Genomic DNA, 12,487 nt, shown 5'->3' with positions numbered 1-12,487 from the left:
TCCTGTCGGGGAGGAACACCGGATTGTCGGTCACTTTTTCGGATGTTCACGAGATCGGAGCAGAAAGTGAAATCGGACTGTTATTCATTCGCCTCCTCCTCGCTCCCTCGACTGTGTCGCTAATCACATATTCGGGTGAAATGGCGACACGGGCACTTCGCAGGGTTACTTTTTTGTTCAAACTTCACTCGAATGGAGGAAGGCATTGGCCTTGTGGTCCTTGCCCGACTCTGCGAAGTTTGGCAACGCTCTGGCGTGATCGGCTCCCACGCACTCCCCGATCGCGTCGGAGAAGTGTACGGTCCGCTCCCCCCGTCGGACCGTGCCGCCGGGCCAGGGTCTCCCCGCCTACTGCGCCCGGCACAGCGGAACCCCCGCGCGGGGCGGTTCGAGCTCGTGACTCCCCCTCTCTCCCGAACCGCCCCGCGCCGGGTTCGCCACGAGCGCCGGCGGGCGCCGCCGGCTCACTGCTGGTCCTCGACCTCCGTGACGGGACGGACCGGCCCCTCCCGCTCCACCAGGGAGCTGAAGGCCCGTAGGTTCGCCAGCGACTCGCCCCGCGACTCGCGCCAACCCCACTCCCGACGGATCGCCGTGGCGAAACCGATGCGCAGCAGCGTGTTGAAGTCCCCGTCGGCGGCCTCCAGCACCTGCCCCAGCACCCGGTCCAGCTCCTCCGGGGTGACCGCGTGCAGTCCGATCCTGCCGATCAGGTGGAGGTCACCCACCGCGTCGACGGTGTAGTGCACGCCGTACAGCCGCGCGTTACGCCGCAGCACGTAGCGGTAGAACTCCTCGTGTCCCTCGTCCGGACGGCGACAGACGAAGGCCTCCACCACCAGGGAGTGCTCGGTGACGATCAACCAGCAGTTCGTCTGCAACTTCCTGGTTCCCGGCAGGGTGACGAAGAACTTCCCGACCTCGGGGTGCTCGTAGGCGAGCTCCCCCTCGTCCAGCACGCCGCGTATCACGCCGTCGAGTGATTCCCGGATCTCCGAACCCATCACTGTCCCCAAACGTCGCGCTCCGTCGCCGGGACGCGCCACCACGCCCCGACAGCCCTCCCGGGAATCGAACCACGCCCACGAGAAGCCGGTGCTCAGGCCGTCGCCTCCCCGGGGGCGGACAGCCCCCGGAAGGTCCACCGCGCCCAGGCGTAGGTGTGCAACAACGACTCGGTGGTGCGCTGCCAGGAAAAACGCGCGGCGTTGTCCGGGGCGGCCGCGCCCAGTCCGGCCACGGTCTCCGGGCTCCGGATCAACGAGAGGAACACCTCGGCCCAGTCCGTCGGATCGTGTCCGTTCACCAGCCGTCCCGAGACGCCGTCGGCCACCGCCACCGTCAGTCCCCCCACCGCCGCGGCCACCACCGGTGTCCCGCAGGCCTGGGCCTCCAGCGCCACCAGCCCGAAGGACTCGTTGTAACTGGGCACCGCCACCAGATCGGCGGCGCGGTAGACCCGCACCAGATCGTCCCCCCACTGCGGCGGCATGAACCGCACCACGTCGGTGATCCCCAGTGACTCGGCCAGCTGCTCCATGGCCTCCGGCCGTTCCTTGCCGCTGCCGGAGGGACCGCCGACCACCAGTACCCGCAGCCGCGCGCGCAGCTCGGCGGAGCGCCCCAGCAGCTCCGCGACCGCGCGCAACAACACGTCCGGCCCCTTCAACGGCTGCACCCTGCCGACGAAGGCCAGCACCACCGCGTCGGGGTCCAGGCCGAGCCCACCCCGCGCCTCGGCGGTGTCGCCGGGGGTGAAGCGCTCCAGGTCCACTCCGGGAGGCACCACGGACACCGCATCGGGGTCGGCGTCGTAGCGGGTGACGAGTTCCCTGGCCTCGGCGTCGGTGTTGGCCACCAGGCGGTCGGCGTCGGCCACCACCTGCTCCTCACCGACCACCCGCACTCTCGGTTCGGGCTTGTCCCCCTCGGCGAGCGCGGCGTTCTTCACCTTCGCCAGGGTGTGGGCGGTGTGCACCAGCGGGACCCCCCAGCGCTCCCGCGCCAGCCAGCCCACCTGCCCGGACAACCAGTAGTGCGAGTGCACCAGGTCGTAGTAGCCCGGCTTCTGCCGGGCCTCCACCCGCAGGGCACCCGCGCCGAACGCGCACAGCTGGGCGGGCAGGTCGTTCTTGTCCAGCTCCTCGAACGGACCGGCCACGATGTGGCGCACCGTCACTCCCGGGGCCAGTTCGGCCACCGGCGGAACCTCCGAGGAGGTGGCCCTGGTGAAGATCTCGACCTCGGTTCCCAGTCGCGCCATCCGCCGCGCCGTCTGGGCCACATAGACGTTCATCCCGCCCGCGTCCCCGGTGCCCGGCTGCTCCAACGGGGATGTGTGCAGGGAGAAAACGGCGACACGACGCGGACGCATCGGAATCCTGGTGGAAGTCATCTGCTGCTCATCGCAAGTTCGTCGGGTGAGCCCGGGACGTTCGGACCCACGAAACCACGACGCGGCGGAGCCCGGAAACATTCCGAGACACACCCGACAGCGGCACTCACCCGTGCGGGGACACCACCGGAGACGACGTCGGGAAACAACGCCCACCAGGGCGGAAAGAAGCCACCGGACTCCCGGGAGGACGCCGCTGTGAGATGCCCCACCACGAGCGGGCCGCTCCGGGATCCGGGCTCGGTGCGCGATCCCGGGCGACCGGGTCCGGGGCCGGGCGACGTGGCACGCGACCACGTCCCGGCCCCGAGGGTTCAGCCCGGAGTCCGGCTCACAGCGCGGACTTCTGCTGCCACTGCTGCCAGCTCAGCATCCAGTCGTAGACCGCGTAGCGCGGCGGCATCTGGGTGCCCGAGCCGGTGACCTCGACCGGGTCGCCGATCAGCGCGCTGTCGAAGTACTCCTTGGCGTCGGCGTTGGTCAGGTTCACGCATCCGTGCGAGGTGTTGCGCACCCCGATGTTCGCGCGGTTCTGCTCGTTCTCGTGGATGAACTCGCCGTGGTTGGAGATCCGCACGGCCCACTTCTTCTTCACGTCGGTGTAGCCGTACTTCGGATTGTCCATGATCTCCACCGGGTGCTTGGCCATCACGGTGTAGGTGCCCTCGTGGGTGTGCAGGTCCGGGTTGGAGGGTTTCCCGTAGCTGGCCGGGTAACTGGCCACCTGCTCGCCGTCCCGGATCACCCGCAGCCGGTGCCTGTCCACCTCGGCCTTGACCACCTGGGCGCGTCCGATGTCGAACTTCGTGGTCAGGTCGGCCTTGCCGTACTTGCCCGCGCCGTAGTCCACCCCGTAGAGGGGGGCGTCGACGCTCACCTCGGTGTGGGCGGGCCAGTACTCCTTCGGCCTCCAGTCGACCTGCCGGTCGTTGAGCCAGGCCCAGGCCCCCTCCACCGGTTCGGAGGTGTCCACCTCCAGCAGGCGCTGGACCTCGGCCTTGTTCTCCACCGGAGCGTCGAACTTGATGCTGATCGGCATCGCGATGCCCACGGTCTTGTCGTCGATCGGGTTGATCGTGGCCCGCACCACCCGCTCCGGGGCGACCGTGTGGAAGTCCCCGCTGACCGGGGTGGTCTCTCCCGAGGACCCGACCAGCTCGCCGGACCACTCGTATGCCGTGTCATAGCCCAGGGGTTCGGTGGCCCGCCACGAGGAGCCGTCCTCGGCGAGCTCACCCTCGACCCGTTCGTTCTCGTCGTTGGTCAGTGAGACCTCGCGCAGCGTGCCGTTCTCGGCCACGAGCTTGATCGGGTCCTTCGGGTTCACCCCTCCGGCCCCCTTGTCCGGCTCGAAGGAGACGGAGGGCTCTGCGCCCCGCTGCCCGTCCGTGCCTCCGCCGGTTCCTCCGCTGGCACCGGAACATCCGGAGACCAGCGCCAACGCCGCCAGCACCGCGACCAGTGCTCCCCCTGGCGAGCGCACTCGTGAACCGTTCACCCTGGTGGCCACTCCTACCTCGATCCGTTGCGTGTGTGACTTCCGCTGCGTAATCGGATCCGCGTGTTCGGGGGGCCTCGCCGAGCTTCCGTCCGGAACCTCCCGGGAAGCAACTCGATCAGTCGCCCGGGACCCCGCGACCCGACGGGAGTGGGGCCCGGCTCCGGAGTCGGACCCCACGCATTCCCCGAACGCGTTTCATCTCTACTGGGAAGACGTCCGAGAGCAGCCGAGGATGCCCGATCCGGACAGTGTCACCGATCACATCTGCGCGCTCCCGGGGCCACCTCGACGGCACGTACGCGAGAATCGGGCCGTGAGCACCGATCCGACAGCGACGACGAGGAATCCGGACCCGTCCGAACGAGCCGTGGCCGTGGTCACCGGGGCCAGCTCCGGCATCGGCGCGGCGACCGCACGCCACCTGGCCGCGGCGGGATTCCACGTGGTCCTGGGAGCCAGGCGGGTCGAACGGCTGCGGGAACTCGCCGCCGAGATCGACGCCACCGCCGCCCGGCTCGACGTCACCGACGCCGACTCGGTCGCGGAGTTCGTGGCGCAGCTCCCCCAGCGGTGCCGGGTGCTCGTCAACAACGCCGGCGGGGCCAAGGGAAGCTCCCCCGTGGCCGAGGCCGACGAGCACGAGTGGCGTTGGATGTGGGAAACCAACGTGCTCGGCACCCTGCGGCTCACGAAGGAGCTGCTGCCCAGGCTGGTCGCCTCGGGCGACGGACACGTCATCACCGTGACCTCGGTGGCCGCCCTGGAGGTCTACGACAACGGCGCGGGCTACACCTCCGCCAAACACGCCGAGGCGGCGTTGCACCGCACCCTGCGGGGTGAACACCTGGGCGAGCCGGTGCGCTTCACCGAGGTCGCCCCGGGACTGGTGGAAACGGAGTTCTCCGAGGTCCGCTACGGCGGGGACACCGAACGGGCCGCGGCCGTCTACCGGGGACTCACCCCGCTCTCCGCCGACGACGTGGCCGACGTGATCGCCTACGCCGCCACCCGCCCCGCGCACGTCAACCTGGACCAGATCGTGCTCAAACCCCGGGACCAGGCCTCGGCCACCCGAGCCCACCGCCGCTGAGCCCGCCGGAAGCCCCGACCGGGCCCCGTCCGGCCAGGTCGTGCGCGCACGGGCGCCGGTCTCAGCGCACGTACTCGTCCTGCGCGCGCAGCCTGCGGAACGTCACCGCCAGTTCCAGGTCGAGTTCGGCCAGCACGTCGGCGATGGGGCAGGCGTAGCCCACCGTTCCGTCCCTGCTGCCGGCCAGGTGCAGTCCCACCACCCGACCGTCGCCGTTCACCAGCACCGCTCCCGCGTCGCCCTCTCCCACGAAGGGCTGGTCGTCGGAGGAGGTGACCCTGAGCTGTTCCCGCAGCACCCGCACACCGAGCGCGGGGCCGTGGTCCAGGCGGACGGTGGCGTCGGTGGACGTCACCGTCGCGCTGGTCAGTCCCGTGCCGAATCCGCTCTTGCGCACGAACTCGCCGGGCTCGGCGCTTCCCTGGCCGGTGACCGAGCCGATACCGGGGATCAGGCAGCAGCGGTCCAGGGACCCGGCGAGCGTCACCGCCGCCGCGTCCACCTTCCCGGACAGGGCCGCCCGTGAAAGGTCCGCGTACTCCCGCCCGGACTGCGGATCCAGCATCGCGTCGCCGACCGACCAGGCGTCGTCCATGCAGGCCACGTCGAAGGTGGTCAGTCCCATCGTGAACACCGTGGACCCGTATCCGAACACGAGGGTGCCCAAGGTTCCGATCCGGTGACAGTCACTGGCGGACTCCGCCCGGCCCGGTTCCACCGTGACCGGACGGCGCGGACTGATCCCGACCCCACCGAACACGGTGGCGCTCTCCACGGGAGCCAGCGGCGGAACCGGATCGTCCAACCTGTAGTGGGCGTGGTGCAGGGTCACCGCCTCCTCCACCACGTCGGTGGGGATACCGAGCACGTGCTCGGGGATGCGGTGGGACTCCCCGAGCAGCTCGACGGGTTCCTTGCGTTCGACGGAGACGACGATCGACTGCTGGCCGGTCGTACGGCCCGCTGTGCGCTTCTCTCCGATGTCGACGGCGACAACTCCCGGAATGTCCAGCAGTTGGTCCTCGACCGCGCGTTTGACCGGACGAATCACCGCCCGATCGCGTACTTCCCTGACGCTTGTCATGGCAGCCTCCGCCCACCATTTAACACGCAGGGTTAGAGACCAGTCACGAAGAGTCACTCTTCTGGTCGTCACCCGGCTTCACCGGAGCAGACAGTCCAGTAAAACCGGCTCCGGTTCCAGCGACACGCCGAAGGCCCGCGCCACCCCGGCCCGCACCTCACTCGCCAGCGCGAGCAGATCGGCGGTGCTCGCCGTCCCCCGGTTGGTCAACGCCAGGGTGTGCTTGGTGGACAGTCCCACACGTCCGCCGGGACCCGGGTACCCCTTGGTGAACCCGGCCCGTTCGATCAACCAGGCCGCCGAGAGCTTCGTCCCCCCGCCGGGGACCTCGTAGCCGGGGACGCGCTCGCCCGCCCGCTGTTCGATACGGCTGCGCACGGCGGGCCACCGTTCGGCCTCCACGATCGGGTTGGTGAAGAAAGACCCGGCGCTCCAGGTGTCGTGGTCGTCCGGATCCAGCACCATCCCCTTGCCGCGCCGCAGTCCGAGGACCGCCTCGCGCACCCGGGCGAGGGGAACCCGTCGGCCGACCTCCACGCCGAGTACGCGGGCCAGCTCCCCGTAACGGACGGGATCGGACAGCCCGTCGGCGCTCAACCGCAGCCGCACCCGCAGCACCACCGCCGTGTCGGTGTGCTTGAGCACGCTGCCGCGGTACCGCAGCCCCAGCTCCTCTGCGGGGACGGTGCGAACCTCGCCCCGGACCCGGTCCAGCAGGTCCACCGAGACCAGCCGCTCCGAGACCTCCGTGCCGTAGGCCCCCACGTTCTGCACCGGGGTGGCCCCGGTCGATCCGGGAATGCCCGACAGGCACTCCAGCCCGCCCAGACCGCGCCGCACGGTGTCGGCCACCACGGCGTCCCAGTCCTCACCGGCCTCGGCCGTCAGCCACACGGTGCCGTCCGGACCCGTCTCGTAGCACAGTCCCGAGGTGGCCACCCGCACCACCAGGCCGTCGAACCCCTCGTCGGCCACGACCAGGTTGGAACCGCCGCCGAGCACCAACAGCCGTCTGCCCGCCCCGTCGGCGGCGCGGACCCGCTCGACGAGCTCCTCGGCGGTCTCGGCCACGACCAGCTCCGTGGCCGCCCCGCCGAGCCGGAGGGTGGTGTGCCGGGCCAGCGAACGCGCCCCGGGGTTCTGGACGCCCGCCCGTACGAGCGCCTCGCCGTCGGACATCGAACTGGAGGTCACGGTCGTCAACGGTAACCTGCGCCGCATGACACGCCTCATCGAGCACCGCAGCACGTCGTCGTGGTCGGCCGAGCACGTCCGGGCGGCCCTCGTCGACCCGGAGCCACTGCGGGAGCGGCTGGCGATGCTGGGGGGCGACCTCGCCGAGCTGGTCTCCCACCACGCCGGGGAGGACGGCGTGCACGTACGGATCCGCCAGCGCATCCCCGCACCGGACCTTCCCGCCCCGCTGGCGGCGGTGCTGAACAGGAGCACGGTTCTCGAACGCAGCGAGACCTGGCGCCGCCGGGACGAGAACCACGTCGTCGGGGAGGTCGCCGCCCTGGTACGCGGCGTGCCCGCCTCGGCCACCGCCTCGCTGTGGCTGCGTGACCTGCCGGAGGCGGAACGTGGGGACCCCGACCGGGCCACCGGGCGCCCCGGAACCGTCGAGCGGAGCGAGTTCGTGCTCCGGGGCGAGCTGCGGGGGCGTCTGCCTCTGATGCGGGGCGGCACGGAGACACTGCTGCACCGACAGCTGTCCCTGCTGGTCGAACAGGAGTGCCGCTTCGCCGCCGGATGGCTCGCCCGGCACGGCTGAGGCGGGCCCGCCGAGGGCTTCCACCGCTCCACGGGCGGCTCACGCGGGCGAGAGCTCCGGGGGCTCAGTCGGCGGCCAGGAACTCCCCCAGCAGCCGACGCAGCGCCGTGCGCTCGGTCATCATCGGCGCAGCGGAGTCGAACAGTTCCAGGCGGCCCCGCGGCAGCGTCGCGGCGAGCTGCTTGGCCACCTCGGAGTCGTGCAGGGGGTCGGCCGTGGCCCCCACCACCAGGACAGGGCAGTTCACGTTCTCCAGGGCGGCACGGTCGGCCAACGGAGCCTGTTCCGGCAACCTCTCCAACGCGGTCCCGAGCCGGAGCAGGTTGGCGGTGCGTTGCTCCACGTACCGCCCCACGGCCGCACCGGCGGGCAGGCCCTCCCGGACCATCTCGCGCAGGGTGGTTCCCTCGTCCGTGGCGGCCGCCCGCACCCCGGCGAGCAGCCGGTCGAACACCTCGCTCACCGCCGGGTTCCTGGGTTGGTCGATCGCGGCCGGAAGCAGCAGGGCCAGCCGCCGGAACCGGCGCGGGTGCTCGGCGGCGATCCGGGTCAGCGCCCCCGCGCCCAGCGAGACCCCGACCGCCCGGTCGGCGCCGACCAGGTCGGCGACCCGCAGCACGTCGGCGGCCACCCGGCCGTAGTCCCAGTACTCGGGGTCCGGCGGGTCGACCGCGGCGCCGTGCCCGGGCAGGGTGAGCACCACCCGGGTGCCGGGCACTCCGGAGGCGGGGATGCGTGCCTCACCGTCGGTGGCGCCCAGTCCGTGTGTCACCAGGGTCACGGGCTCGCCGCCGCCGTGAACCCGCCACGTGGCTCCCGAGGGCAGCACGTTGTCGGACTCCGCCGTGCCCTCCGTGCCGGTGCGCACTACCAGGGACTGCCCTTCTGCACTTCGAGCACCTTCGGGCGCACGTCGACGATGTAGACCAGCGCGGCGACCAGACCGGCGACCCAGATGATGGTCATGGGCCCGCCCCGCATGAGGATCAGCACCAGCGCTCCCGCGCCGGTGATACCGAGCCAGGCCGGCTTGGACAGTTTGTCGGCCGCGGTGAACGCGTCGGCCCGCTGCATGGCGGCGTGGCCGAAGGCGTACACACCGACCACGATGCCCGCGATCCACAGCGCGGTGACGATCACGTAAGCGAGTAGCACGTCCCCGAGGATACGTCCTCGCGCCAGCCCGAAGGCCCCGGCACGGGTGCGGCTCACTCGGCGGAGTCGTCCTCGGCGCCGGAGCCTCCCTTCTTCGCCGTGGTGGAACGGCGCCCGCCACCGGAGCCGCTCTTCCTCGTCCCGGAGGTGCTTGTCTTCCTGCCGTCGGCGGAGTCCTCGGCCCGCTCGGAGTCCTCGGAGCCTTCGGTGTCCCGGCCCGACTCACCGCCGCCGTGCTCCCCGAACTGGCGGGTCACGGTGCTCACCCGGCCGAGTACGTCGTCGGCCAGTTCCCTGGCCTCGTCCACGACCTCCTCGACTCGGTGCTGGGCCTGCCCGACCTGGTCCTCGGCGCGCCGCACGCCGGGCTGGTTGCGCAGCCGCTCCAGGGTCCGCTCGCCGCGCTGCCCGCAGTAGCCGTAGAACCGCACCGCCGAGTCCCGGTAGTGGTCGAGCAGCTCGCGCAGCTGTCCGGCACGCAGCCGCTCGCGGAGTTCACCCAGGTCGAGGTGCTGTCCGCTTCCCTGCCCGCGCGCCGAGCCGGCGTACTCGGTGATCTGGTCCCGGACCCGCTGCGCGGTCTCCATCACGGCGTGGGCGGCGATGTCGCCCGCTCCCAGCGCGGCCAGCAGGGGCGTTCTGGCCTGGTGGTAGAGACTCTCGGCGGTCCGGCCCGCGCCGTTGCCGGTCCGCCCCTGGTCGTCCCGGCGGGTCTGTTCGTCCTGTCGGGTCGTCATCGTGATCACTCCTCGGATTCGGGTCGCACCGTCGTGGTGGAGACCGTGGGTGTCCCGTCGCCGGAGGCGGCGGGGATCGTCGCGGCCTCGGCCCGGTTGTCCCGGCGGAACGAGGCGTAGACCTCCAGCAGTGTCTGCTTCTGCCTTTCGTCGATCTCGGTGTCGGCGAGGATCGCGTCGACCACCGGTCCGGAGGGACGGTGCTCCATGATTCCGGCCCGCACGTACAGCGTCTCGGCGGAGATCCGCAGCGCCTTGGCGATCTGCTGCAGGATCTCCGCGCTGGGTTTGCGCAGCCCCCGTTCCACCTGGCTCAGGTAGGGGTTGGAGACCCCGGCGCGTTTGGCCAGTTGACGCAGCGAGATCTGGGCCGTGTCCCGCTGCGCTCTGATGTAGCTTCCCAGGTCGGACACGGCACGGTTGACCACGCCGTTGACCGAACGGTCCGCACGTCCCACGGTTCCACCTCTCGGTTCCACGCTAACAAGGTCGCTAGCTTTTGCAAGCACCAAGTTTGCACTCTTTCGGGCGACGCCGGGAACGGCGAACCGACACCCCCGGAACGGCCGCCTTCGCGGGGGGCGCGGCCCCGGAAGCGAGCCCGAAACCCCGCACCGCCGCGAGGGATCCACGCGCCTACCCACCCGACCCGGCGGATCACCCCGGGTGGGCCCCGCCACCCGCCCGAGGCGTTCCCCCGGTCGTGCGCGCCGCGCCATCTTTCGGGCAACCTCGTCGGTGCAGGCCGTTTCTGGCCTACGATGGGCGTGTGAACAGCAAAGCCGTCGCAGCCGTCGCGCCGAACGGGCTATCAGCGACAGCGTCCGAGCCCGTCGGGCCCGACACGGAACAGGACATCGACCTTCTGCTGGCGTTCCTCAACACCACCGACGCCGAAACGGGCACGGACGTGCTCCGGGACCCGGAACAATGGCGACTGTGGTGCCTGGAACACACCGGCCAGGCTTCCGTGGACACGACAGCCGCACGCGAGATCCGCGACCTCATGCGCATGTCGATCAGCTGTGACCCGGTGGCACCGGACACCACCCCCCACGGCACCGCCCAATGGCCGGTGCACGTCCGTCTGGAGGACGGGGTGCCGGTGACCTCCGGAACCGACGCGCTCGGAGTCGTGTTGGCCGCGGCCTCCCGCATCGTGATCACCGGCCGGTGGCACCGCATCAAGATCTGCCCCGCGACGAACTGTCTGTGGGCCTTCTACGACAGATCCAGAAACCGCTCGCGCACCTGGTGTTCGATGCGGGTCTGCGGAAACAGGGAGAAGGCGCGTTCCTGGCGCGAAAGGCACACCGCCCACTGAGGCCGGACGGTGTGTCGTCGTGAACGGCCGCCCCGGCCGTTCACGACACCAGGTGCGTGACGACGTGGATGGCCAGCCCGGCGAGCGCACCGACCACCGTGCCGTTGATCCGGATGAACTGTAGGTCGCGCCCCACGTGCAGTTCGATCTTCCGGGAGGTCTCGGCGGCGTCCCAGCGTTCGACCGTGTCGGTGATCAGCGTGACCAGTTCCGCGCGGTAGTGCGTGACCACGTGGCGGGCGGTCTCCCGCAGCCAGCCGTCCACCTTCTCGCGCAGCTCCGGCTCGGACACGAGCCGTCCGCCCAGCGACCGCAGCCCCTCGCGCACGCGGTGCCGCAACTCGCTGGAGGGGTCCTCGGCGGCCTCCAGGAACATGTCCTTGGCCGTGGTCCAGGCGGACCCGATCAGCTCCCGCACCTCGGGGTGCTCCAACACCTGGTACTTGACCCGATCGACCCGTTCCATGGTGCGCGGGTCCTCCCGCAGGTCCCGGGCGAACTCGACCAGGAAACGGTCCACCGCCGCCCGCATCCGGTGCTCGGGGTCGGTGCGCACCGCCCAGGCGAAGGACAGCAGCTCGCTGTAGACCCGGTCCGCCACGATCGAGTCGAAGAACCTCGGCGACCACGACGGGGCCCGCTGCCCGACCACCCGCGAGACGGTCTCGCGGTTGTCCCGCACCCAGTCGTAGGCGCGGTCGCACACCAGGTCGACCAGTCCGTGGTGGGAACCGTCCTCGAAGAGCCGCCCGAGCACGCGCCCCAACGGCGGCCCCCACGGGCGGTCCACCACCCGCCGCACGAGCACCTGCTCCAGCACCCGGCGGACGTCCTCGTCCCGCAGCACCCGCACCGCGCCCCGGGCCAGGGTGGCCAGCTCGCCTGCGGCCCGCTCCGCGTTGTCCGGCACCGCCAGCCACTCCCCGGCGCGGCGGGCCGGTTGCGCGCGGTCCAGTTTGTCCGTCACCACGCTCTCGGAGAGGAAGTTGCCGCCCACGAAGTCCCCCAGGCTCCGACCGAGCAGGTTCTTGCGCGTGGGGATGATCGCGGTGTGCGGGATCGGCAGCCCCAGCGGTCTGCGGAACAGGGCGGTCACCGCGAACCAGTCCGCGAGCGCGCCGACCATCCCGGCCTCGGAGGCGGCGTTGACGTAGCCGACCCACCACGGCGCTCCCTCGCTCTCCCACCAGCGGGTGAGCGCGTAGATCACCGCCACCAGCAGGAACAGCCCGGTGGCCACCCCCTTCATCCGCCGCAGGGAGCGCTGCCGGAGGAGTTCCGTCCCCGAGAGATCCGACACTCCACGATTCTGACAGCGCCCCGGCCCCGTTCCCCCGCGCCTGCCGCGCCGGAAGCGCGTCCCCGTCCGGCGCACCCCACTCTCTTCCAGACGGAGTGATCCGCCTCACCCGACGGGGAAACCCCCG

13 protein-coding genes are annotated in these 12,487 nt (G+C 71.0%); 3 read left to right on the top strand and 10 right to left on the bottom strand.

What is annotated here, in order from left to right:
- Positions 1-464: 464 nt before the first annotated feature.
- The 3 genes from ACTMO_RS0100360 to ACTMO_RS0100350 form a co-directional block, all read right to left on the bottom strand.
- Entirely contained in the window at positions 465-1,004 is a 540-nt protein-coding gene (locus ACTMO_RS0100360) for a type III secretion system chaperone family protein (protein WP_026448727.1), read from the bottom strand.
- 95 nt (positions 1,005-1,099) lie between these two features.
- Entirely contained in the window at positions 1,100-2,395 is a 1,296-nt protein-coding gene (gene mshA, locus ACTMO_RS0100355; protein WP_019852661.1) for a D-inositol-3-phosphate glycosyltransferase, read from the bottom strand.
- Positions 2,396-2,726: 331 nt separating this feature from the next.
- Complete coding sequence (locus ACTMO_RS0100350) at positions 2,727-3,893, bottom strand: L,D-transpeptidase (RefSeq protein WP_157062751.1); 1,167 nt, start codon at positions 3,891-3,893, stop codon at positions 2,727-2,729.
- 316 nt (positions 3,894-4,209) lie between these two features.
- On the opposite strand from ACTMO_RS0100350, the gene ACTMO_RS0100345 reads away from it, so the two are divergent.
- Positions 4,210-4,986 carry an SDR family NAD(P)-dependent oxidoreductase gene (locus ACTMO_RS0100345; protein ID WP_019852659.1) on the top strand — a complete coding sequence of 259 codons (777 nt, stop codon included), beginning with the start codon at positions 4,210-4,212 and terminating at the stop codon, positions 4,984-4,986.
- Positions 4,987-5,047: 61 nt separating this feature from the next.
- Here ACTMO_RS0100345 and ACTMO_RS0100340 read toward each other — a convergent pair whose 3' ends face one another.
- Both ACTMO_RS0100340 and ACTMO_RS0100335 read right to left on the bottom strand, forming a co-directional pair.
- On the bottom strand, positions 5,048-6,070 hold the full coding sequence (locus ACTMO_RS0100340) for a chymotrypsin family serine protease (protein WP_026448724.1): 1,023 nt from the start codon (positions 6,068-6,070) through the stop codon (positions 5,048-5,050).
- A gap of 78 nt (positions 6,071-6,148) precedes the next feature.
- The gene (locus ACTMO_RS0100335; RefSeq protein ID WP_026448723.1) at positions 6,149-7,249 is read right to left on the bottom strand and encodes a UDP-N-acetylmuramate dehydrogenase; all 1,101 of its coding nucleotides are present in this window, start codon (positions 7,247-7,249) and stop codon (positions 6,149-6,151) included.
- A 40-nt stretch (positions 7,250-7,289) separates the two neighbouring features.
- Between ACTMO_RS0100335 and ACTMO_RS0100330 the strand changes: the two genes are divergently transcribed.
- On the top strand, positions 7,290-7,844 hold the full coding sequence (locus ACTMO_RS0100330) for a DUF2505 domain-containing protein (RefSeq protein WP_019852656.1): 555 nt from the start codon (positions 7,290-7,292) through the stop codon (positions 7,842-7,844).
- Positions 7,845-7,908: 64 nt separating this feature from the next.
- On the opposite strand, the gene ACTMO_RS0100325 is transcribed toward ACTMO_RS0100330, so the two are convergent.
- From ACTMO_RS0100325 to ACTMO_RS22715, 4 genes are read right to left on the bottom strand one after another with little or no spacing between them, the layout of a single operon-like run.
- Positions 7,909-8,712 (bottom strand): alpha/beta fold hydrolase, encoded by an 804-nt coding sequence (locus ACTMO_RS0100325; RefSeq protein ID WP_019852655.1) that lies wholly within the window; start codon positions 8,710-8,712, stop codon positions 7,909-7,911.
- Complete coding sequence (locus tag ACTMO_RS0100320; protein WP_026448721.1) at positions 8,712-8,999, bottom strand: DUF2516 family protein; 288 nt, start codon at positions 8,997-8,999, stop codon at positions 8,712-8,714. Before ACTMO_RS0100320 ends, ACTMO_RS0100325 begins: the two co-directional genes overlap by 1 nt.
- A 53-nt stretch (positions 9,000-9,052) precedes the next feature.
- Complete coding sequence (locus ACTMO_RS0100315) at positions 9,053-9,736, bottom strand: hypothetical protein (RefSeq protein ID WP_211212879.1); 684 nt, start codon at positions 9,734-9,736, stop codon at positions 9,053-9,055.
- A 5-nt stretch (positions 9,737-9,741) separates the two neighbouring features.
- Positions 9,742-10,194 (bottom strand): helix-turn-helix domain-containing protein, encoded by a 453-nt coding sequence (locus ACTMO_RS22715; protein ID WP_019852652.1) that lies wholly within the window; start codon positions 10,192-10,194, stop codon positions 9,742-9,744.
- A gap of 311 nt (positions 10,195-10,505) precedes the next feature.
- On the opposite strand from ACTMO_RS22715, the gene ACTMO_RS0100305 reads away from it, so the two are divergent.
- Positions 10,506-11,060, top strand: a complete 555-nt coding sequence (locus tag ACTMO_RS0100305) for a CGNR zinc finger domain-containing protein (protein WP_019852651.1) — start codon at positions 10,506-10,508, stop codon at positions 11,058-11,060.
- A gap of 40 nt (positions 11,061-11,100) precedes the next feature.
- Here ACTMO_RS0100305 and ACTMO_RS0100300 read toward each other — a convergent pair whose 3' ends face one another.
- The gene (locus ACTMO_RS0100300; RefSeq protein WP_026448720.1) at positions 11,101-12,309 is read right to left on the bottom strand and encodes a DUF445 family protein; all 1,209 of its coding nucleotides are present in this window, start codon (positions 12,307-12,309) and stop codon (positions 11,101-11,103) included.
- Between the last annotated feature and the right edge of the window lie 178 nt (positions 12,310-12,487).

Origin of the sequence: Actinopolyspora mortivallis DSM 44261 (assembly GCF_000384035.1) — a bacterium.
In the GTDB taxonomy this organism is placed as follows: Bacteria; Actinomycetota; Actinomycetes; order Mycobacteriales; family Pseudonocardiaceae; genus Actinopolyspora; species Actinopolyspora mortivallis.
This window is presented reverse-complemented; position numbering and strand designations above follow the sequence as displayed.